Annotated in this window: 23 protein-coding genes; 9 read left to right on the plus strand and 14 right to left on the minus strand. The window is 74.9% G+C overall.

Translation table 11 applies throughout. The features are described from left to right. Positions 1 to 2 precede the first annotated feature (2 nt). Positions 3 to 1,022 carry a 1,4-dihydroxy-2-naphthoyl-CoA synthase gene (locus tag ACFC2L_RS00755; protein ID WP_375822336.1) on the plus strand — a complete coding sequence of 340 codons (1,020 nt, stop codon included), beginning with the start codon at positions 3 to 5 and terminating at the stop codon, positions 1,020 to 1,022. A gap of 8 nt (positions 1,023 to 1,030) precedes the next feature. Here ACFC2L_RS00755 and ACFC2L_RS00760 read toward each other — a convergent pair whose 3' ends face one another. Further along, entirely contained in the window at positions 1,031 to 1,285 is a 255-nt protein-coding gene (locus tag ACFC2L_RS00760; protein WP_375822337.1) for a hypothetical protein, read from the minus strand. Positions 1,286 to 1,423: 138 nt separating this feature from the next. Further along, entirely contained in the window at positions 1,424 to 2,500 is a 1,077-nt protein-coding gene (locus tag ACFC2L_RS00765; RefSeq protein WP_375822338.1) for a DUF3048 domain-containing protein, read from the minus strand. A gap of 98 nt (positions 2,501 to 2,598) precedes the next feature. Here ACFC2L_RS00765 and ACFC2L_RS00770 point away from each other — a divergent pair, with 98 nt between their 5' ends. Both ACFC2L_RS00770 and ACFC2L_RS00775 read left to right on the plus strand, forming a co-directional pair. Then, positions 2,599 to 3,861: an AMP-binding protein gene (locus tag ACFC2L_RS00770; protein WP_375822339.1), complete on the plus strand. Its 1,263-nt coding sequence runs from the start codon at positions 2,599 to 2,601 to the stop codon at positions 3,859 to 3,861. 53 nt (positions 3,862 to 3,914) lie between these two features. Beyond that, positions 3,915 to 4,784 carry a 1,4-dihydroxy-2-naphthoate polyprenyltransferase gene (locus ACFC2L_RS00775; protein ID WP_375822340.1) on the plus strand — a complete coding sequence of 290 codons (870 nt, stop codon included), beginning with the start codon at positions 3,915 to 3,917 and terminating at the stop codon, positions 4,782 to 4,784. Positions 4,785 to 4,811: 27 nt separating this feature from the next. Here ACFC2L_RS00775 and ACFC2L_RS00780 read toward each other — a convergent pair whose 3' ends face one another. After that, positions 4,812 to 5,150, minus strand: a complete 339-nt coding sequence (locus tag ACFC2L_RS00780; protein ID WP_375822341.1) for a DUF4229 domain-containing protein — start codon at positions 5,148 to 5,150, stop codon at positions 4,812 to 4,814. Positions 5,151 to 5,181: 31 nt separating this feature from the next. Here ACFC2L_RS00780 and ACFC2L_RS00785 point away from each other — a divergent pair, with 31 nt between their 5' ends. Next, complete coding sequence (locus tag ACFC2L_RS00785) at positions 5,182 to 5,652, plus strand: PLD nuclease N-terminal domain-containing protein (RefSeq protein ID WP_375822342.1); 471 nt, start codon at positions 5,182 to 5,184, stop codon at positions 5,650 to 5,652. Positions 5,653 to 5,683: 31 nt separating this feature from the next. Here ACFC2L_RS00785 and ccsB read toward each other — a convergent pair whose 3' ends face one another. The 6 genes from ccsB to ACFC2L_RS00815 form a co-directional block, all read right to left on the minus strand. Further along, positions 5,684 to 6,736: a c-type cytochrome biogenesis protein CcsB gene (gene ccsB, locus ACFC2L_RS00790; RefSeq protein WP_375822343.1), complete on the minus strand. Its 1,053-nt coding sequence runs from the start codon at positions 6,734 to 6,736 to the stop codon at positions 5,684 to 5,686. A 3-nt stretch (positions 6,737 to 6,739) separates the two neighbouring features. Beyond that, entirely contained in the window at positions 6,740 to 8,632 is a 1,893-nt protein-coding gene (locus ACFC2L_RS00795; RefSeq protein ID WP_375822344.1) for a cytochrome c biogenesis protein ResB, read from the minus strand. Position 8,633: 1 nt separating this feature from the next. Then, positions 8,634 to 9,389, minus strand: a complete 756-nt coding sequence (locus ACFC2L_RS00800) for a cytochrome c biogenesis CcdA family protein (protein WP_375822746.1) — start codon at positions 9,387 to 9,389, stop codon at positions 8,634 to 8,636. A gap of 110 nt (positions 9,390 to 9,499) precedes the next feature. Beyond that, entirely contained in the window at positions 9,500 to 10,132 is a 633-nt protein-coding gene (locus ACFC2L_RS00805) for a TlpA family protein disulfide reductase (protein ID WP_375822345.1), read from the minus strand. A gap of 127 nt (positions 10,133 to 10,259) precedes the next feature. Beyond that, positions 10,260 to 10,931: a histidine phosphatase family protein gene (locus ACFC2L_RS00810; RefSeq protein WP_253055050.1), complete on the minus strand. Its 672-nt coding sequence runs from the start codon at positions 10,929 to 10,931 to the stop codon at positions 10,260 to 10,262. A gap of 70 nt (positions 10,932 to 11,001) precedes the next feature. After that, the gene (locus ACFC2L_RS00815) at positions 11,002 to 11,532 is read right to left on the minus strand and encodes a MarR family winged helix-turn-helix transcriptional regulator (RefSeq protein WP_375822346.1); all 531 of its coding nucleotides are present in this window, start codon (positions 11,530 to 11,532) and stop codon (positions 11,002 to 11,004) included. A gap of 172 nt (positions 11,533 to 11,704) precedes the next feature. Between ACFC2L_RS00815 and ACFC2L_RS00820 the strand changes: the two genes are divergently transcribed. Next, positions 11,705 to 12,256, plus strand: a complete 552-nt coding sequence (locus ACFC2L_RS00820; RefSeq protein WP_253055048.1) for a YceI family protein — start codon at positions 11,705 to 11,707, stop codon at positions 12,254 to 12,256. A 124-nt stretch (positions 12,257 to 12,380) separates the two neighbouring features. Here the strand turns inward: ACFC2L_RS00820 and ACFC2L_RS00825 are convergent, their stop codons facing one another. Further along, positions 12,381 to 13,055, minus strand: a complete 675-nt coding sequence (locus ACFC2L_RS00825; protein ID WP_253055047.1) for a redox-sensing transcriptional repressor Rex — start codon at positions 13,053 to 13,055, stop codon at positions 12,381 to 12,383. Between the two features lie 58 nt (positions 13,056 to 13,113). Beyond that, positions 13,114 to 13,407, minus strand: coding sequence for a glutaredoxin family protein (locus ACFC2L_RS00830; protein WP_375822347.1), 294 nt, complete (start codon positions 13,405 to 13,407; stop codon positions 13,114 to 13,116). A gap of 60 nt (positions 13,408 to 13,467) precedes the next feature. On the opposite strand from ACFC2L_RS00830, the gene ACFC2L_RS00835 reads away from it, so the two are divergent. Continuing rightward, positions 13,468 to 14,349, plus strand: a complete 882-nt coding sequence (locus tag ACFC2L_RS00835) for an HAD family hydrolase (protein ID WP_375822348.1) — start codon at positions 13,468 to 13,470, stop codon at positions 14,347 to 14,349. 202 nt (positions 14,350 to 14,551) lie between these two features. Here the strand turns inward: ACFC2L_RS00835 and ACFC2L_RS00840 are convergent, their stop codons facing one another. Together ACFC2L_RS00840 and ACFC2L_RS00845 are read right to left on the minus strand one after the other, a co-directional pair. Next, the gene (locus ACFC2L_RS00840; RefSeq protein WP_003792170.1) at positions 14,552 to 14,650 is read right to left on the minus strand and encodes a 30S ribosomal protein bS22; all 99 of its coding nucleotides are present in this window, start codon (positions 14,648 to 14,650) and stop codon (positions 14,552 to 14,554) included. Between the two features lie 223 nt (positions 14,651 to 14,873). Further along, positions 14,874 to 16,115 carry an acetoin utilization protein AcuC gene (locus ACFC2L_RS00845; protein WP_375822349.1) on the minus strand — a complete coding sequence of 414 codons (1,242 nt, stop codon included), beginning with the start codon at positions 16,113 to 16,115 and terminating at the stop codon, positions 14,874 to 14,876. Positions 16,116 to 16,281: 166 nt separating this feature from the next. Between ACFC2L_RS00845 and ACFC2L_RS00850 the strand changes: the two genes are divergently transcribed. Beyond that, complete coding sequence (locus ACFC2L_RS00850) at positions 16,282 to 17,658, plus strand: TrkH family potassium uptake protein (protein WP_375822350.1); 1,377 nt, start codon at positions 16,282 to 16,284, stop codon at positions 17,656 to 17,658. Between the two features lie 166 nt (positions 17,659 to 17,824). After that, positions 17,825 to 18,529 carry a TrkA family potassium uptake protein gene (locus ACFC2L_RS00855; RefSeq protein ID WP_087472801.1) on the plus strand — a complete coding sequence of 235 codons (705 nt, stop codon included), beginning with the start codon at positions 17,825 to 17,827 and terminating at the stop codon, positions 18,527 to 18,529. Positions 18,530 to 18,587: 58 nt separating this feature from the next. Here ACFC2L_RS00855 and ACFC2L_RS00860 read toward each other — a convergent pair whose 3' ends face one another. Further along, positions 18,588 to 19,163, minus strand: a complete 576-nt coding sequence (locus ACFC2L_RS00860; RefSeq protein WP_375822351.1) for an ArsR/SmtB family transcription factor — start codon at positions 19,161 to 19,163, stop codon at positions 18,588 to 18,590. A 77-nt stretch (positions 19,164 to 19,240) separates the two neighbouring features. On the opposite strand from ACFC2L_RS00860, the gene ACFC2L_RS00865 reads away from it, so the two are divergent. Further along, entirely contained in the window at positions 19,241 to 20,554 is a 1,314-nt protein-coding gene (locus tag ACFC2L_RS00865) for an MFS transporter (protein WP_375822352.1), read from the plus strand. Positions 20,555 to 20,558 lie beyond the last annotated feature (4 nt).

The following is a 20,558-nucleotide window of genomic DNA, read 5'->3' on the forward strand; positions in this document are numbered from 1 at the left end:
TCGTGAGCAGCACCGACCCCGCCCCCGCCACCCCCGCCGACGCCCCCCGCCCGCACGCGCTCCCGCGCCAGGTGTCCGAGACGTTCGACCCGAGCGCCTGGCGCGACGTCGCCGGGTTCGAGGAGCTGACCGACGTCACCTACCACCGGGGCGTGGAGCGCGACGTGGACGGCGCCGTCGTGCGCGACCTGCCCGTCGTGCGCGTCGCGTTCGACCGGCCCGAGGTGCGCAACGCGTTCCGCCCCCACACCGTGGACGAGCTGTACCGCGTGCTCGACCACGCGCGCATGACGTCCGACGTCGGGACCGTGCTCCTCACGGGCAACGGGCCCTCGCCCAAGGACGGCGGGTGGGCGTTCTGCTCGGGCGGCGACCAGCGGATCCGCGGACGCTCCGGCTACCAGTACACGACCGCGCCCGACGGCGGCGGCGAGGTGCACACGCGCGACGCCGTCGACCCGGGGCGTGCGGGGCGCCTGCACATCCTCGAGGTGCAGCGGCTGATCCGGACGATGCCCAAGGTCGTGGTCGCGGTCGTCAACGGGTGGGCGGCCGGCGGCGGGCACTCGCTGCACGTCGTCGCGGACCTGTCGATCGCGAGCCGCGAGCACGCGCGGTTCAAGCAGACCGACGCGAACGTCGGCTCGTTCGACGGGGGCTACGGCTCGGCGTACCTGGCGCGGCAGGTGGGGCAGAAGCGGGCGCGGGAGATCTTCTTCCTCGCGCGGGAGTACTCGGCGCAGGACGCGTACGAGTGGGGCGCGGTCAACGAGGTCGCGGACCACGCCGACCTGGAGGCGCTCGCGATCGAGTACGCGCGGGTGATCGCGACGAAGTCGCCGCAGGCGGTCCGGATGCTCAAGTTCGCGTTCAACCTCGCGGACGACGGGCTCATGGGCCAGCAGGTCTTCGCGGGCGAGGCGACGCGGCTGGCGTACCTCACGGACGAGGCCGTGGAGGGCCGCGACGCGTTCCTCGAACGCCGCGACCCGGACTGGGGCCGGTTCGGCTACGCGTTCTGACCTGCGGGTCAGGAGCCGCCGACGAAGCTCGTCAGCATCTCGATGAGGCCGCGGCCGACGAACGCCGCGGCGACGGCGAGGCCGAACAGGAGCCCCACCGAGATCGCGACGGGCGCGGCCGAGCGGGCGACGCCGGGCTCGTCGTCGCGCGGCGTGCGCGGCGCGTAGGACGGCGGGAGCCGGCCCTCGGTCGAGCGCGGGGCGCCCTCACCGGGGGTGCCGGGCTGGGACGGGTGGACGGGGTGCGGGACGACGGTTGCCATGACTCCACGGTGCCGCCCGGGACCCCGTCGGCGCGTCGGCCCCGCGGCTCGACCTGCGTGGCCGGCGGTCCCCCTCGGGGCGGAGCGGTCGTACGCCGTGGGGAGGACCCGGGAGTCCGCCACCGGACGAGGGGGCCGTCAGGAGATCTCCCAGCTCCCCGACCCGATCGGCACGAGCTCGATCCACGACGCCCCGGGCTCGAGCTCGACGGGCGCGCCGTCCGCCCCGGTGAGCACGAGCGGGGCGTCGACGGCTTCCTTGGACCACGACACCGCCACCTGCTTGCCACCGCTCGCGACGACGCCCTCGCCGGTCCCGACGAGCTTCGTCTCCGGGACGGGCACCCCCGCGGGGTCCTTGAACGAGGTGTTCTCCATCGTCGCCGCGAGCAGGACGACGTTCGTGGCCGCGAGCCGCACCTCGTCCGACGACACGGCGGGCGTGTCGCCCTCGCTGCGCACGTACCGGCCCTCGTCGGCGCTCCACTCCCACACGGCGCGGCTCGCGTGCGTGAGCCGGACGTCGAGCCGCGTCGCGGGCGCGCCCCCCACGGTGGCCGTCGCGGTCCCCGGCTCCCGGGCGAAGGCGAGCTGGGCGGGCGGGGGCGACGTGCGGTCGCCGTCGGCCTGGGCCCAGAACGCCTCCGGGCTGCCGTACACGTTGTGCGGCGCGCGGCGCGCCCGGGTCGTGGTGAACCCGTCGTCGCCGTGGTCCATCACGACCGACTGGGTGCCCGCCGCGCCGACGGCGTCGACGAAGGGATCCTGGCCGCCGGTGTACGCGAGGATCCCGTGCAGCGGCCCGACGATCGCCGGGTCCATGGGCCGGACGGACCGGACGGGCCCCACGGTCTCGGGGACCTGCGAGTGGTAGACGGCGACGAAGCGCGTGATACCGCCCTCGACGACCTCCTCCCACACGACGTCGGCCTGCTCGAGGCCCGTCTGCGGGCGCGCCTGCGGCGCGTTCTCGATCTTCACCGCGAGCGCCGGCCGGTCGGCGACCTCCTCGGCCGCGACCCCGGTGAGCGGCCACACCAGCGGCACGTCCGGCTCCGGCGGCGTGCCCTTGTCCGCGGAGACGTCCGCGTCGACCGTCTCCGTGGTGGGCGCGGCCGGCTCGCCGCCGCACCCCGCGAGCAGGACCGTCGCCGCGGCGAGCGCGGCGACCAGCCCCGCCCGGAGCGCGCCGGACCCTCGTCCCGTCCTCGTCATCCTCGACCTTCCCGTCGGCCCAGGACCCGGTCCTGGGGCAGCCCCTGCGACGGACGTGCGTTTCCCGGCCACCCTACGGCCCGGCCTACGCTGATCCGGTGAACCGCGCCGTCGTCCCCGCCGATCTCGACGCCCTGGTCGCGGCGGTCGGCGCCGCCCTGGACGGCGAGGGCGCCCCGGTGGCGCCCGTCGAGCCGCTCTCCCGGGCCGGGCGCGCCGACGTGCCGCCGGGCGCCGCGCTCGTCCTGCGCACGTCGGGCTCGACGGGCGAGCCGCGCGAGGTCGTGCTGTCCGCGGCCGCGCTGCGGGCCTCGGGCGCCGCGACGCACGACCGGCTGGGCGGCCCGGGTCACTGGCTCCTCGCGCTCCCCCCGACGCACGTGGCGGGCGTGCAGGTCGTCGCCCGCGCGCACGCGGCCGGGCGGGGACTCACGGTCGCGCCGCCGGACGAGCCCTTCACCCCCGCCGGCTTCGCGGCGCTCGTCGGCCGCACGCCGCCCGCCGAGCGGCGGTACGCGTCGCTCGTCCCCACGCAGCTCCACCGCCTCCTCGCCGCGGCGGACGCGGGCGCCGACGGCGGCACGGCGGGCCTCGACGCGCTCTGCGCCCTCGACGCGGTCCTGCTGGGCGGTGCCGCGACGCCTCCCGCCCTGCTGCGCCGCGCGCGGGCGGCGGGCGCGCGCGTCGTCACGACCTACGGCATGACGGAGACGAGCGGCGGGTGCGTGTACGACGGCGTCCCGCTCGCGGGGGTGCGCGTGCGGCTCGGCGCGCCGCAGGAGGGGACGGACGCCCCGGGAGGGACCGCGGGCGTCGTCGAGCTCGCCGGGCCCGTCCTCGCGGACGGCTACCTCGGTGACCCCGACGCGACCGGGCACGCGTTCCGGACCGACGACGACGGCACGCGCTGGTTCCGCACCAGCGACCTCGGCCGGCTCGACGGGCCGCCGGACGGCCGGACGCTCACCGTGCTCGGCCGGGCGGACGACGTCGTCGTCTCGGGCGGCGTCAACGTCGCTCCGGCCGCGGTCGAGGCCCTCGTCGGCGAGGTCGACGGCGTGGGCGAGGCGTGCGTCGTCGGCGTGCCGCACCCGGAGTGGGGGCAGGAGGTCGTCGCGGTCGTCACGACCTCCCGGACGACGCCCCTCGGCCCCGGGCACGTCGCCGGGGACGCGGTCGCGGACGCCCCGGCCGCGCTCGTCGCCGCCGTCCGGGACCACGTCGCGGATAGGCTGGAGCGCGCGGCCGCACCGCGTCGCGTGCTCGTCGTCGCGGAGCTCCCGCGCCGCGGGCCCGGCAAGGTGGACCGCGCCGCGGTGGCGCGGCTCGCCGTCGGGCACCTCCAGGTCTCCCCCGGCTGAGCCGCACGAGGTCCCACCCCCCTGCACGACCCGCACGACCGAGACGGAGCACCATGGCCAGCACCACCGAGTGGGTCGCGGGCGCGCGCCCGCGCACCCTCCCCGCCGCCGCCACGCCCGTCATCGTCGGGTCCGGCGCCGCGGCCCAGGTGGACGGCTTCGCCTTCTGGCCCGCGCTGCTGGCCCTCGGCGTCGCGCTCGCGCTCCAGGTGGGCGTGAACTACGCCAACGACTACTCCGACGGCGTCCGGGGCACCGACCTCGACCGCGTCGGCCCGATGCGCCTCACCGCGACCGGCGCCGCACGGCCGGGCCAGGTGCGCGCCGCGGCGTTCGGCGCGTTCGGCGTCGCGGCCGTGCTCGGGCTCGTGCTCTGTGCGGTCACCGGCCACTGGTGGCTGGTCGCCGTGGGCGCGCTCGCGATCCTCGCGGGCTGGTACTACACGGGCGGGCGCAACCCCTACGGCTACCGCGGGCTCGGCGAGGTCGGGGTGTTCGTCTTCTTCGGGCTCGTGGCCACGCTCGGCACCACGTACACGCAGGCGGGCGTCGTGACGTGGCCGTCGGCCGTCGGCGCGGTCGCGGTGGGCCTGCTCGCGTGCGCGATCCTCATGGTGAACAACATCCGGGACATCCCCACCGACGTCGTCGCGGGCAAGCGGACCCTTGCGGTGCGGCTCGGCGACTTCCGCGCCCGCCGGGCCTACGTCGCGATGATCTGGGTCCCGCTGCTGCTGGCGGTCGTGTGCGCGTTCGCGGCGCCCTGGTCGCTCGCCGTCCTGCTGCTCCTGCTGCCCGCGGTGCTGCTCACGGTCCCGGTGATCGCGGGCGCACGCGGGCCGCTCCTCGTGCCGGTGCTCGCCGGGACCGGGCTGTTCGAGCTCGCGTACGGCGTGCTCCTGGGGGTCGGGCTCGCGCTCTGAGCGCCGTCCGGACCTGTGCCGGAGGGCTCAGCGGGCCGACGGCGCCCCGGGCTGCTCGGTCGGCGTCGCGTCCGCGTCGGTCGAGGCCGCGTCCTCCTGCGCGTCGAGCGCCGCGTCCTCGGCCGCGGCGTCGTCCTCGATCTCGCGCGAGAACCGCTCACCCGTCCGGGCACGGTGCTCGGCCCGCTCGGCGAGGTAGCGCGACGCCGCCTCACGGGGCTTGCGGAGCGTCAGGTAGGACAGCATGAGCGCGACGACCGCGGCGACGAGGACGAGCAGCCAGCCCCGGAGACCGGCGAACCAGAGGACGCCCAGCGCGGCGGCGAAGAGCAGCAGACGCAGGACGGAGTAGATCACGACAGGCACGAGTCCAGGGTACGGCCCGTAGGCTGGAGCCATGCTTCGCGTGCTGCTCCCCCTCATCGCCGTCGGCCTCGCGGTCTACGCGCTCGTCGACCTCGCCTCGAGCGACGAGGAGGAGCGCGGCGGCATCCCCAAGGGCCTGTGGATCGTCCTCATCATCCTGCTGCCGTTCCTCGGTCCGATCGCCTGGATCCTCGTCAAGCGCTCCGCGGGGCGCTCGGGCTCGCGGTACGCGGCCGGCCGCCCGTCGGGCGGCTCGTCGAACGGCGGCACGCGCCGGCGCCGCAACACGCCGCTCGCGCCCGACGACGACCCCGAGTTCCTCTGGCGGCTCGAGCAGCAGCAGCGCCGCCAGGCCCGCGACGTGGCGCCCTCGCCCGCAGCGGACGACGCTCCTCCCGCCGGCCGGGACACGCCCGAGGACGGACGGACCGAGGACGACGGCGACGCCCCGCGCCCCGGGGCGAGCAACGGGTCCGACGACGGCGACGACGCCGCCCGCTGACCCCTCCGCTCACGCTCGGCGTAGGCTCGGGTCAGTCGCTCGGGTTGAGGCCCGAGTACGAGTGCTTGCCGTTGAACAGCAGGTTCACGCCGGTGAAGTTGAAGAGCACGCACGCGTAGCCGACGATCACGAAGTACGCCGCCCGGCGCCCGGACCAGCCGCGGGTCGTGCGTGCGTGCAGGTACGCCGCGTACACGATCCAGACGACGAAGCTCCAGACCTCCTTGGGGTCCCAGCCCCAGTACCGGCCCCAGGCGTGCTCGGCCCAGATCGCGCCGCCGATGATGGTGAACGTCCACAGCACGAACGCCACCGCGTTGAGGCGGAAGCTCAGCGCCTCGAGCTGCAGCGGGCCGGGCGTCGAGTCGAGCCAGCGCCAGCCCCGGGCGCCGAGGAACGCGTTCCCGGCGTCGCGCGAGTCGCGCAGCAGCTGGAGCACCGACGTGACGAACGCGACGGTGAAGATGCCCGTCGCGATGATCGCGACGCCGACGTGGATCACCAGCCAGTAGGACTGGAGCGCGGGCTGCACGCCGGTCGCGGCGACGAAGAACGCGTTCTGCGCGAGCACGAGGAAGAGCACCGCGAGGCCGGTGACGAACGACCCGAGGAAGCGCACGTCCCGCTTGACCGACACGGCCAGGAACACCGCGAGCGCGACGAACGCGCCGACGAGCGTGAACTCGTACATGTTGGCCCACGGCGTGCGACCGGCGGCGATCCCGCGCGTGACGATCGCGACGAGCAGCAGCGCCGTCCCGAGCCACGTCAGCGAGATCCCGATGTTCGCCGCCTTGCGCGACGGCGCGGGAGCCGCGACCGCGTCGGCCGACGCGTCGTCGGCGGTGCCGGACGCGTCCGGGCCGTACGGCGAGGCGGACGACGCGCCCGCGCCCGCGAGCACCTCGGCACGGTCGGCGTCCTGCACCCGGGCGTCGGCCCGCTCGCCGGCGCGCACGGTCGTCTGCTCGGCGTCCACGCGTCCGGCGAGGCGCGCGAGGTCGATCGCGAACGCCACGAGCGCCACGGTCAGCGCGGTCGCCGCGGCCCAGACGAGGTCCTGGCTCAGCTCGGCTACGGTCATCGGTCAGCCTTTCGTGCGCGGTCGCGCGGTCGGGTCCTGTGCGGGACGCGCGGTGGAGCGGGTGCGGTCGGCCGGTGCGCGTCCCGGCGACGAGGTGAGGTCACCCTCACCCGATGGTGCCACGCCCGGGAGCGCGGCGAGAAGCGAGTCCACCTCGCCCTGGAGCCCCGCGTCGTCCCCGCGAGCGAGGCCTGCGACGGCGACGACGGTGCGCCTGCGCGGGGCGTCGTCGCCCGCGCCGGGAACCTCCTCGCGCCAGGCGCGCACCCACACGCGGCGGCGCGGGGTGAACAGCGAGACGGCGAGGCCCGCGAGCGCGCCGAGCGAGAACACGAGCACCCACGTGAGCGACGGGTCGTGCCGCAGGTCGAGGGCGACGTAGCGCGGCAGCGAGTCGAACGTGATCGTGCCGAGGCCGTCGGGCAGGTCGACCGTCTCGCCCGGGGCGACGAGCAGCTTCACGCGCTCGCCGTCCTCGTCGACCGACGGCGTGAGGTCGTCCGTGTCGAGGCGGTAGACGTTCTGCGGCAGGCCCTCGTCGAGGCCGAGGTCGCCCCGGTAGACCTCGAGCACGAGCAGCGGGTTGATCGGCTGCGGGTACACCGACTCGGCGGTCTTGCCGTCCTCGCTGAGCTGGGCCGTCGGCAGGAAGTACCCGACGAGCCCGACCTGGTCGAGGCCGGACGACACGTCGGGCACCTTGATGACGCCGCGCGAGGTGTACATCGTGTCCTCGGGCAGGAACGGCACGCGGCCGGAGAACGCGACCTCGCCGTCGGCGTCGTGCACCGTGACCTCGGGCGCGAACCCGTTGCCCTGGAGGTAGATCTTGGCGCCGCCCGCGGTGAGCGGGTGGTTGACCTTGATGGTCTCCTCGTGGGACTCGCCGTCGGGGTCGCGCACGGTGACCGTCGCGGTGAAGTCGCGCGACTGCGCGAACGCGACGGAGTCCTGGGCGAACTCCGACTCGAACGCGTCGAGGGTCATCGAGAACGGGACGAGCGACGACGGCCGGAACCACGCGCCGTTCTCGAACGTGTCGTAGTCGACGACCGCGTTCGCGAACCCGCGTCCCTCGGTGACGATCGCCTGGCCGCGGTAGTGCAGGAGCTGGCCGGTCGCGACGGCGACCAGGAGGCCGACGAGCGAGAGGTGGAAGAGCAGGTTGCCCGTCTCGCGGACGTAGCCGCGCTCCGCGGACACCGTGCGCGCCGCGGGACGCGCGGCGGCGCGACCCCGCGCCGGGGCGGCCTCCTCGGCACCCGTGTCGACGCGGAACGTGGGCAGCAGGCGCAGCGGGCCACGCAGGTGGGTGCTCGCGGCCGCGACGACGTCGTCCGGCGACGCGTCGGTGACGGCGCGCGCCTGCGCGGGGAAGCGGTCGAAGCGCCGCGGCGTGCGCGGGGGGCGTGTGCGCAGCGCCTGCCAGTGCGCCCTGGTGCGCGGCAGGATGCAGCCGACGAGCGAGACGAACAGCAGGATGTAGATGGCCGAGAACCACACCGACGCGTAGACGTCGAAGAACCCGAGCCGGTCGAGCCACTCCCCCGTCGTCGGGTTCTCCTGGAGGTACCGCAGGACGGCCGCCGGGTCCTGGGGGCGCTGCGGCAGGACGGAGCCCGGCACCGCCGCGACCGCGAGCAGCATGAGGAGCATGAGCGCGACGCGCATGCTCGTGAGCTGGCGCCACGTCCAGCGCAGCGTGCCGCGCCACCCGAGCCTCGGGAGCGCCGGGCCGCCGTCGCCTCCCGCGCCGCCCCCGCCACCCGACGGCGTCCGGTCACCCGGGCCGTCGCCCGCGGAGAACGCGTCGTCGATGCCCTCGGGGCGGTAGCCCGTCGGCGTCGTCGGACGCTCGTCTGATCGCTCGGCCTGGCCGGTGGTCCGCTCGGTCATCTCACACCACCGTCACGTAGCCGTCGATCCAGCCCTGCATGGTCGACGTCCACGTCGTCCACAGGCCCGTGACCAGCGCGAGGCCGATGAGCACGAGCAGCCCGCCGCCGATCCGCATGATCGCGAGGCGGTGCCGCCGCAGGAAGCCGAGCATGCGCTGCGAGCTCTGGAGCCCGAGCGCGATGAGCAGGAACGGCACGCCGAGCCCGAGGCAGTAGGCGACCCCGAGGATCGCACCGCGCCCCGCGGAGGCCTCGTTCAGCGACAGCGACTGCACGGCGACGAGCGTCGGACCGAGGCACGGCGTCCAGCCGAGCCCGAACACGATGCCGAGCAGCGGTGCTCCCCACAGCCCGGCCTGGGGGCTCAGGTGCAGGCGCCGCTCGCGCTGGAGGAACGGGACCGCGCCCATGAAGGCGAGCCCCATGAGGATGACGACCACGCCGAGGACGCGCGTGATGACGTCCTCCCAGCGGACCAGGTGCACACCGATCGCGCCGGCCGCGACCATGAGCGCGACGAAGACCAGGGTGAACCCGGCGACGAAGAGCCCGACGCCAGCGAGCACGCGCCCGCGGCTCGGCGCGGCGACCCGGGTGGCCGTCGCCGTGCCCCCGGACGCGCCGCGCCCGCTCCCGGCGTTCGCCGCGGCCATGCCGGAGACGTAGCCGACGTACCCGGGCACGAGCGGCAGCACGCACGGCGACGCGAAGGAGACCAGCCCCGCCAGGATCGCCACCGGGACCGCGAGGAGCATGGAACCGCTCCAGACCGTCGCGGCGAACGTGTCGCCGACGCTCGTCGCGGCGGCGGCGGGGAGCGCGGCGGCCGGGACGGTGGCGGCGAGGGAGGCGAGGGTGACCACGGTCAGCCGGCCGCCTCGTCCTCGGCGAGCACGTCGTCGACGAGCGCGTTCAGGGTCGAGCCCTCGGCGAGCCCGATGACGCGCGCCGCGACGCGGCCGTCGCGGTCGAGCACGACCGTCGACGGCACGGCCTGGAGCGGGACGGTGCCGGAGAGCGCCGCGACGACCTCCCCGCTGCGGTCGTCGATCGACGGGTACGGCACCTCGAACCGGCGCTGGAACGCCTGCGCGGCGCCCGCCTCGTCGGTCGTGTTGATGCCGAGCACCTGCACGCCGTCGTCGGCGCGGTCGTTCGCCAGGGCCACGAGGTCGGGCGCCTCCGCCCGGCACGGCGCGCACGCCGCGTACCAGGTGTTGAGCACGACGACGTCGCCCAGCCAGGCGCTCGTGTCGACCGGCTCGCCCTCGTAGTCGGTGCCGGTGAGGGCGACGACGTCGCCCCGCTCGCCCGCGTCCCAGGTGCGGACCGAGCCGTCGCCGGAGACGTAGCCCTGCCCGACGACGTCGGTCGTCGCCCCGGACTCCTGGGCGCAGGCCGCGAGGCCGAGCGTCGCGGCGAGCACGACGCCCGCCGTGAGCGCGCGGCGGAGGGGCGGGAGGGCGCGCGCGGCACGCGCGCGCGAGCTGGCGGTCACAGCGGCATCACGGGAGGCACCCTGCCCGGGGATCCTGGACGCCACCTGGGAGACGTGACCTCCGCCACTCCCGAACGGGACGGTTCGGGCGTCCGGACGGCGCCGACGGGGCGGGACATGACCGACGTCACGCCCCCGCGACGGTCGCGGCGCCCGGGAGGAGGTCGGCGACCGGCTCGGAGTAGTGCAGGCCGACGAGGCGGTCGTCCTCGAAGTGCAGCGACGTGAGCGACGCGAGCGAGCACTGCCGCTTGCGCGGGTCGTGCCACAGGCGGCGGTTCTCGAAGCTCAGGCGCGTGAGCCACACGGGGAGCTGGTGGCTCACGAGGAGGGCCTCGTGGCCCGCGGCCTTGTCCCGGGCGTCGGCGACCGCGGCGCGCATGCGCGCGACCTGCTCGGTGTACGGCTCGCCCCACGACGGACGGAACGGGTTCCACAGGAAGCGCCAGTGCTGCGGGTGGCGCAGCGACCCGTCCCCGACGCCGAAGGTCATGCCCTCGAAGTGGTTCGCGGCCTCGATGAGCCGGTCGTCGGTGCCGAGCTCGAGCCCGAACGCCTCGGCGGCGGGCGTGGCCGTCTCCTGGGCGCGCTGGAGCGGCGACGCGACGACGACGGCGAGGTCCGCGCGCGGGCGCGACGCGCCGTCGGGCCCGGGCTCGCCCGCGAGGTGCGCGGCGACGCGGCGGGCCATCTCGTGGCCCCGCTCGGAGAGGTGGTAGCCGGGGATGCGGCCGTACAGGACGCCGTCGGGGTTGTGGACCTCGCCGTGGCGCAGGAGGTGGACGATGGTGGAGACCATGCGCACCAGTGTCCCGCACTCCCGGCCCTGACCGGCACCTGCGGGGCGGCGGCTCCCGGAGCGACCCGGGTCAGGAGTCGCGGTCGGCCTTGCACGCCTCGGCGACGGCCGCCATCGCCTCGCCGAGCGCCCGGAACTGCTCCGGCGTGAGCACGTCGACCATGAACCGGCGGACGGCGGCCACGTGCGCGGGCGCCGACGCCACGAGGACGCGGTAGCCCTCGGTCGTCATCTCGCAGTTGACCCCGCGGCGGTCGCCCGTGCTCGCCGAGCGCCGGACCAGGCCGCGCGCCTCCATGCGCGCCACGGTGTGGGTCACGCGGCTGCGGGACCGGGCGAGCCCGTCGGCGAGGGCGGACATCCGCAGCGTGTGGTCCGGGCTCTCCGAGAGCCGCACCAGCAGCTCGTACTCGTTGAGCGACACGTCCGACCGCTCCTCGTGGTCGCGCCCCAGCGACTCGATGAAGCGCACGGTCCCGTCGAGGTAGGCGCGCCACAGGCGCTGCTGCTCGGCGTCGAGCCAGCGCGGCTCCTCGCTCGCGCCCGCGGTGGTCCCGCGGGCGGTCGTCGTCAGCTGGTGGTCGACGTCGTTACTGGTCATGGGTCCTCGGGCGCTGGCGGACGGGGGCGGGTTCAGGGGTGGAACCTCGCCGAACATTGTTCCACCTCACCGGGAATAGACGGATCACCCCCTGCGGTTGATACGCTCGTACGAAGTTGAACCTTCAACCAAGTTCGGTCCCCCGGGACCCTCGACCCCTTCAGGAGCACCCATGGCCACGCCGCTGCCCGCCGGGCTCAACGCTGGTACCTACGCCCTCGACTCGTCCCACTCGCAGGCGGCCTTCACGGTCCGCCACGCCGGCATCTCCAAGGTGCGCGGCACGCTCGCCATCACGGCCGGCACCATCACCGTGGGCGACGACCTCGAGTCGACCTCCGTGACCGCCGAGCTCGACGCCGCGTCCGTGAGCACGGGCGACGCGAACCGCGACAACCACCTGCGCAGCGCGGACTTCTGGGACGCCGAGAACAAGCCGACGTGGACCTTCGCGTCGACCAGCATCTCCGGCGACGGCGACGACTTCGTCGTGGCGGGCGACCTGACCATCAACGGCGTCACCAAGCCGGTCGAGCTCGAGACCGAGTTCGCGGGCACCGCGACCGACCCGTTCGGCAACGCGCGCGCCGGGTTCGAGGCGACCACGGAGATCTCCCGCAAGGAGTTCGGCCTGACCTGGAACGCGGCGCTCGAGACCGGCGGCGTGCTCGTGGGCGACAAGATCAAGATCGCCCTCGACGTCTCGGCCATCAAGCAGGCCTGACGACCGACTCCCGGGACCCCCTTCCCGGGGCCCCCTTCCTCGGGACCCTTCCCGGAGCACTGCACCCACCGGCAGGGGTGCCGCCCCGAGGGGCCGCGTGCGCGAGCACGCGGCCCCTCGTCGTTCAGCGGTCCTGGGCCTCGGCGAGCGCGCGAGCCTGGGAGTGGAACGCGAGGATCTGCAGCTCGCTGCCGACGTCCACGCCGCGCACGTCGACGTCCGCGGGCACCTGGAGCGCGCGCGGCGCGAAGTTGAGGATCTCCCGCACGCCCGCCGCGACGACCCGGTCCGCGACGGACTGCGCGTGCGCCGCCGGCGTCGCGAGGACCACGATCGACACCTTCTCCCGCGCCACGACCTCCTCCAGCGCGTCGACGTGCTCGACGACGAGGCCCGCGGCCCGCGTGCCCACGACCTCCGGCGACGCGTCGAGGAGCGCCGCGACGTGGAAGCCCCGCTGCTCGTACCCCGAGTAGTTCGCGAGCGCGTGCCCCAGGTTGCCGATCCCGACGATCGCGATGCGGTGCTCGTCCACGAGCCCCAGCGCCTCGGTGATGTACTGCGCGAGCGAGTCGACGTCGTAGCCCACGCCGCGCGTGCCGAACGAGCCCAGGAACGACAGGTCCTTGCGGAGCTGCGCCGGACCGACGCCGGAGAGCTCGGCGAGCTCGACCGACGACGTCGTCGCGACGCCCCGCGCCACCAGGTCGCGCAGCGCCCGCAGGTAGGACGGGAGCCGCGCCACCGTCGCGCTCGGGATACCCGGCGCCGTCACCTCACCGACTACCTGCTCAGCCACCCGTCACCCCGTCGTCCTGGGACCGTCCTCGTCGACGGTCGCGCTCCACCGGGAGGAATCATCCCAGGTCCGCGCGCGCCGTCGAAATCCGACCCACCGCGCGCGCGAGCCGGCGGGCGTCCACCCGCCAGAACCCCTGCTGGACGCCGCCGACCGTCACGACCGGCACGTACTCGCCGTACTGCTCGCGCAGCGCCGGGTCCGCGCCCGGCGCGTCCACGTCCACCTCCGCCCACGCGACCCCCGCCTCGGCGCACACCGCCTCGACGACGGCCCGCGCGTCGTCGCACAGGTGGCACCCGGCGCGGCCGTAGAGGAGGACGGGAGGGGTCGGCGCGTCGGAGGTGCTCACGCCTCCCAGGGTACGAGGACGCGGCCCCGGGCCGGGCGGGAGACCCCCTAGAGTGGGGACATGGCGACGTCTTCCGGTCCGGGCCCCGTCCCGACCCCCGGGTCGACCGCCCCCGAGGACGCGCCCGACGCCGGCCGCACGCCATCGGCCCCCGCGCACCGCACCGCCGCGTTCTTCGACGTGGACAACACGATCATCCGCGGCGCGTCGTCGTTCCACCTCGCCCGCGCCCTGTACCAGCGGCAGTTCTTCTCGACGCTCGACATCGTGCGCTTCGCCGTGCACCAGGCGCGCTACCTCCTGTTCGGCGAGAACAAGCAGCAGATCGACCGCATCCGGTCGCGCGCGCTCGCCCTCATCGCGGGTCGCTCCGTCGCGGAGGTCACCGCGATCGGCGAGGAGGTCTACGACACCGTCCTCTCGCTGCGCATCTACCCCGGCACGCGTCGCCTGCTCGACGAGCACCTCGCCGCGGGCCACCAGGTGTGGCTCGTCTCCGCGACCCCGGTCGAGATCGGCGAGCTCATCGCCCGCCGCCTCGGCACGACCGGCGCCCTCGGCACCGTCGCGGAGCACGAGGAGGGCTTCTACACCGGCCGCCTCGTGGGCGACATGATGCACGGCCGCGCCAAGGCCGCCGGGGTGCGCGCCCTCGCCGAGCGCGAGGACATCGACCTCGACGCGTCCTACGCCTACGGCGACTCGCTCAACGACGTCACGATGATGGAGACGGTCGGCCACCCCTGCCCCATCAACCCCGACGCGCGGCTGCGCAGGCACGCGCAGGACGTCGGCTGGCCCATCCGCGAGTTCCGCGGCCGACGCCGCCGCGTCGCCCGCAGCAGCGTCCGCACCGCGAGCTGGGCCGGGGCCGCCTGGGCCGCCGCGCTCGTCCTGCGCTCCGTCCGCCGCGCCGTCGACCGCCGCATCGCCCGCCTCTGACCACCCGCTCCCCCCGAGCCGGCACCCTCGCCCCGCCAGGGTGGACCCTCGTCACGCGAGGTAGAGCCCTGGTCCGCAGAGGTAGAGCCCTGGTCACGCGAGGTAGAGCCCTGGTCGCGTGACCGTCGGAGACGCGTCGAGCCCGGTCCCTCGGGAGGGGCCGGGCTCGACGACGGGTCGGCGCGTCAGGACGCGCGCGACGTCACTTCTTGTTGCGACGCTGGTGACGCGTCTTGCGAAGCAGCTTGCGGTGCTTCTTCTTGGCCATGCGCTTGCGGCGCTTCTTGATGACGGAGCCCATACGGTCCTCGCAATGCTCGAGCGGCGTGTCGGTCGGCGACCGGTCGACCGGCCGCGTGTGGTCCACGGTTGATCGGGGCGCCCCGGCGACCACGAGGGCGCCGCGAGCCGACCAACACGAGAGAAATCCGCCCCCTAGACTACCTGCTCGCGCTCGTGCCCCGGTACGCCGCGCGCCGCGCGGGCTCGCACGACGCCACCGCCACCGGGGCGGGGCGACCGCGTCAGTCGAAGTGCGGGTCGAGGCCGAGCAGCGGGAAGACGGCGCGGCGCGTGGCCGCGACGGCGCGATCGACGTCGTCGTCCGGGTCGTAGCCGCTGCTCCAGCGCCGCACGTCGACGGGCGGACCGAAGGCGAGCGGAGCGTCGAACCCGGCGACCTCGGCGACACGGGCGCGCCACTCCTCGGGGAGCGGCTCGCCCGCCGTCACCGGCCGGTGCACGACCTCCCCCACGACCGCCGTCCACACGAGCGGCACGACGCGCGCGATCGCGTACCCGCCGCCGCCGAGCGCGAGCCAGCGGCCGCCGGTGAGCTCGTGCGCGAGGTCGTGCACCTGGGCGAGCGCCGTCCGCTGGGCGTCCACGGAGACGTCGAGGTCGGAGAGCGGGTCCTCGCCGTGCGCGTCGCACCCGTGCTGGGTGACGAGGACCTCGGGCCGGAACGCCCGCAGCACCGGCGGCACGACGGCGTCGACCGCCCGCAGCCAGCGCGCGCCGTCCGTGCGGCGCGGGAGCCCGACGTTGACCGCCGTGCCCTCGGCGCCCGCGCCCCCGACGTCGGTCGGGTGCCCCGTGCCGGGGAAGAGCGTCGTCCCGCTCTGGTGGACGGACACGGTGAGGACGCGCGGGTCGTCCCAGAACGCCTCCTCCACGCCGTCGCCGTGGTGGGCGTCGAGGTCGACGTACGCGACGCGCGCGACGCCGTCGTCCAGGAGGCGTCGGATCGCGACGGCCGCGTCGTTGTAGACGCAGAAGCCCGACGCCGCGCCGGCCTTCGCGTGGTGCATGCCTCCCGCGACGTTCACCGCGTGCCCGACGCGCCCCGCGGCGATCTCCCCCGCCGCCTCGTAGGAGCCCGCGACGATCCGGGCCGCGGCCTCGTGCATCCCCGGGAAGACCGGGTCGTCCTCGGTGCCGAGACCACGGGCCGGGTCGGGGGTCCCGTGCTCCGACGCCGCGCGCACGGCCGCGACGTACGCCGGCTCGTGCACGAGGCCGAGCACGTCGTCGCTCGCGGGCTCCGGTCCGACGACGCGGGGCGCACCTGGAGCCGCCCCGTCGCCGTCGAGCAGGCCCAGCGCGCGCACCAGGCCCATCGTCAGGTCGAGCCGGGCCGGGGACATGGGGTGCCCGGGACCGAAGTCGTACCCGAGGAGCTCGGGGCTCCACACGACGCAGGATCCGGGCGCCGCGGCGCTCGCACCGGCGGGGGCGGGCGACGACGTGGGGTCGGTCGTGGGCATGGCTCACGGTAACGCCCGGCGACGCGCACCCGCCCCGACGGACCGGTCACCGGACCCCGGTGCGGCGCGCGGGGGCCGGAGGCGGCATGATGTCCCGGCGCCGGAACGGCGACATGACGGGTCACCAGGCCCGTGGCAGAGTGACGCGAGTGGTGAGGGAGGCTCCATGCCGACGAGCATGACCGGGCGCCTGTTCAAGGGGCGGGAGATCGTCGACCGCCTCGCCCGGCAGTCGCCCGCACGCCTCGCCGTCACCGTGTTCGCCGCCGTCATCGCGGTCTTCACCGCGCTCCTCATGGCCCCCTGGGCGACCGCGAGCGGCCGCGCGGCCCCGTTCGTCGACGCCCTGTTCACCGCGACGTCCGCGGTGTGCGTCACGGGTCTGGTCGTCGTCCCGACGGGCACGTACTGGTCGACGTACGGGCAGGTCGTCATCCTGCTCGGCATCAAGATCGGTGGCCTCGGCGTCATGACGCTGGCGTCGATCCTCGGCATGGCGGTGTCGCGGCGCATCGGCCTCACGCAGAAGCTGCTCACCGCGTCCGAGACGAAGACGACGCGGCTCGGCGAGGTCGGGTCGCTCGTGCGGGTCGTCATCATCACCTCGACGTCGCTCGAGCTCCTCATCGCGCTGCTCCTGCTGCCCCGCTTCATCGTCCTCGAGGAGACGTTCGGCGAGGCTGCGTGGCACGGCATCTTCTACGGCATCTCCGCGTTCAACAACGCGGGGTTCATCCCGACCGAGCACGGGCTCGCGCCGTACGTCGGCGACTGGATGCTGTGCCTGCCGATCATCCTCGGCGTGTTCATCGGCTCGCTCGGGTTCCCCGTGATCCTCAACGTCATGCGCAACCGCAAGCGCGTGACGAAGTGGAGCCTGCACACCAAGCTCACGCTCACCACGAGCGCGGCGCTCGTCGTCGTCGGCACCGTCCTCTTCGCCGCGTTCGAGTGGACGAACCAGCGCACGCTCGGCCCGCTCGCGTTCGGGGAGAAGCTCCTCGCGTCGCTGTTCGCCGGCGTCATGCCCCGCTCCGGCGGCTTCTCGACCGTCGACACCGGCGGCATGCACGAGGCCAGCTGGCTCATCACCGACGCCCTCATGTTCGTGGGTGGCGGCTCCGCGTCGACCGCCGGCGGCATCAAGGTCACGACGCTCGCCGTCATGCTCATCGCCATCGTCTCCGAGGCGCGGGGGGACCGGGACATGGAGGCGTTCGGGCGACGCATCCCGCGCGACACGCTCCGCCTCGCAGTCGCCGTGTCGTTCGTCGGCGCGACCGCCGTCCTCGTGTCGAGCCTGCTCCTGCTCGAGATCACCGGCGAGACGCTCGACGTCATCCTGTTCGAGACCATCTCCGCGTTCGCGACGGTTGGCCTCAGCACCGGCATCACGCCCGACCTGCCCGACGCAGGCAAGTACGTGCTCGTCGCGCTCATGTTCGTCGGGCGCACCGGGACCATGACGTTCGCCGCGGCGCTCGCGCTGCGCGACCGTCGTCGCATCGTGCGCTACCCCGAGGAGCGCCCCATCATCGGGTGAGCGACACCGCCCGGCGCACCGTGCGCCGTCGGGCACCGCCCCCACCCTCCCGACCACGAAAGGCCCCACCGTGACCGACCCCTTCTCCCACGGCGCCGACCCGAGCACCACCGGGGGTGCGGCGACCGGGAAGGACGCCCTCCCCGCCGACCCGGTCGCGCGCCGCATCGTCGAGCGGGGCCGCGCCGAGCGCTCCCGCCGCGACGAGGCGAAGGCGCCGCGCAAGGACGCCGGCGTGCTCGTCATCGGTCTCGGACGCTTCGGGACGGCCATCGCGGCGACGCTCGACCGCCTCGGCCAGGACGTGCTCGCCGTCGAGCGCGACCCCGAGCTCGTCGCCCAGTGGAGCGGTCAGCTCCCCCTCGTCGAGGCCGACGCGTCCAACCCCGTCGCGCTCGAACAGCTCGGCGCGCGCGACTTCCCCGTGGCCGTCGTCGGCGTCGGGACGTCGCTCGAGGCGAGCGTGCTCATCACGGGCAACCTCGTCGACATGGGCACGCCCCAGATCTGGGCCAAGGCCATCTCCGCCGAGCACGGGCGCATCCTCCAGCGCATCGGCGCGCACCACGTCGTCTTCCCCGAGGCCGACGCCGGCTCGCGCGTCGCGCACCTGGTCTCCGGCAAGCTGCTCGACTACATCGAGGTCGAGGACGGGTTCACGATCGTCAAGATGCGCCCGCCCAAGGAGGTCCAGGGCTTCACGCTCACGCAGTCGAAGGTCCGCGAGCGCTACGGCGTCACCGTCATCGGCGTGAAGTCCCCCGGCGAGGACTTCCTCTACGCGACCCCCGAGACCCGTATCAGCGCCAACGACCTCCTCATCGTCTCGGGCCACGCCGACCTCCTGGAGCGCTTCGCCGCCCGCCCCTGAGCCCCCGCGGCGCCGGGTCGGGTCGGGCTGCGGCCCGCGCGGTCGCGTCCGCGCCAGGTCAGGGCTGCGGGCGGTGCAGGAGGAACACCCCGCGGTGGAGGGGGCGGTCGAGGCGCTGGTCGTCGGTCGCGACGTACTCGTCGAGGACGGCGAGGATGCGCCGGTCGAGCTCGGCGACGTCGTCGTCGGAGAGGTGGAGGCCGAAGGTCGCGGCCGTCGAGACGGCGTCGGGGCCTGCGGCGAGGGCGTCGTCGAGCGCGGCGGCGAAGGGTCCGAACCGGACGTCGGGCGCCGTCCCGCGCAGGGGGTCGTCGAGCCACCAGGTAGCACCGGTCGCGCGGTAGGGGCGTTCGAGCGCTCCCCCGGCACCGGTGCGCACGTCGGCGGGCTCGAGCAGTCCGGCGCGGACGAGGAGCCGGACGTGGTGGAGGGCCGTGCCGGGGGCGACGCCGAGGTGGTCGGCGAGCTCCTTGTTGGTCATCTCGCGCGTGCCGCACTGCCGGACGATGCGCTGGCGCAGGGGGTGGGCGAGGGCCTTCGCCTCGAGCGCCGTGGGCGGACGCCGTCCGGGCACGCCGGGCGGCGTCGCACCCGCGGTCGCTGCTGGCTCCTGCGGCGTGGGCTCGGCGCTCATGGCACCCATCGTACGTCGATCGAATCGAGATCCACCGATCGATTGGGATTTCTCGATCACTGTGCCATGCTGGCGCCATGGCCCTCGCACCCCGCCGACGACGGACGGTCGACACGCCCCTGGGCGGGCCGTTCCGGCGCCTCTGGACCGCGTCGACGGTCTCCAACCTCGCCGACGGCGTGCTCAAGGTCGCGCTGCCGCTCGTCGCGGTCCGCTACACCGACTCGCCCGCGCTGGTCGCCGGGCTGACGTTCGCCCTCACGCTGCCGTGGCTGCTCTTCGCGCTCCCGGCCGGCGCGCTCGCGGACCGCCTCGACCGGCGCCACGCGATGATCGGCGCCAACGTGGCGCGCGCGCTGCTCGTGGTCGCGCTCGCCGCCGTCGCGCTCGTGCCCGACGCCGGGAGCATCGCCGTGCTCTACGTCGTGGCGTTCGGCGTGGGCGTCACCGAGACGCTCTACGACACCGCCGCGCAGTCGATCCTGCCGCAGGTCGTCCCGCGCACCGCGCTCCCCCGGGCGAACGGACGTCTCTACGCGGCGGAGCTCACCGCGAACCAGTTCGTCGGCCCGCCGCTCGGCGGGCTGCTCGTCGCCGCAGGGGCGGCGGTGGCGTTCGGCCTCCCGGGCGCGCTGTGGGCGCTCGCCGTCGGGCTGCTCGTCGGCCTGCCCGGCTCGTACCGCCCCGAGCGCACGACCCGCACGACGCTGCGGGCCGACATCGCCGAGGGCCTGCGCTTCCTGTGGCACGACCGGATCCTGCGCACGCTCGCCCTGATGGTCGGCGGCATCAACTTCGCGAGCAACGCCGCGTTCGCGATCTTCGTGCTCTACGCCGTCGGCCCCGACTCGCCCCTGGGGCTGTCCGAGCCCGCGTACGGGGTCCTGCTCACGACGACCGCCGTCGGCGCGTTCGCCGGGTCGTTCGTCGCGGAGCGCGTCGTCGCGCTCCTCGGCCGGGCACGCTCGCTGGCGCTGACCGTGCTCAGCACGGTCGCGCTGGTGGGAGTCCCCGCGGTGACGACGGACGCGTGGGTCATCGGCGCCGTCTACGCCGTGGGCGGGGCGGGGATCGCCGTGTGGAACGTCGTCACCGTCTCGCTCCGGCAGCGGATCACGCCCGACGCGCTGCTCGGTCGCCTCAACTCCTGCTACCGGCTCGTCGCGTGGGGGACGATGCCGCTCGGCGCGGCGGCCGGCGGTCTGCTCGGCGAGCTCTTCGGCCTGCGGAGCGTGTTCGTCGTCATGGCGGCGGTGTCGGCGGCGACGCTGCTGGGCATGCTCGTCGTCGACGACCGCGCGATGGACGCCGCGGAACGCGCCGCCGACGAGCGCGACGACCTCGGACGCCGGGACGACGAGCAGGCGGCGGACGTGGCCACCGAGGAGTGAGCCT

The sequence above is a fragment of the Cellulosimicrobium sp. NPDC055967 genome (assembly GCF_042269845.1).
Classification (GTDB): Bacteria; Actinomycetota; Actinomycetes; order Actinomycetales; family Cellulomonadaceae; genus Cellulosimicrobium.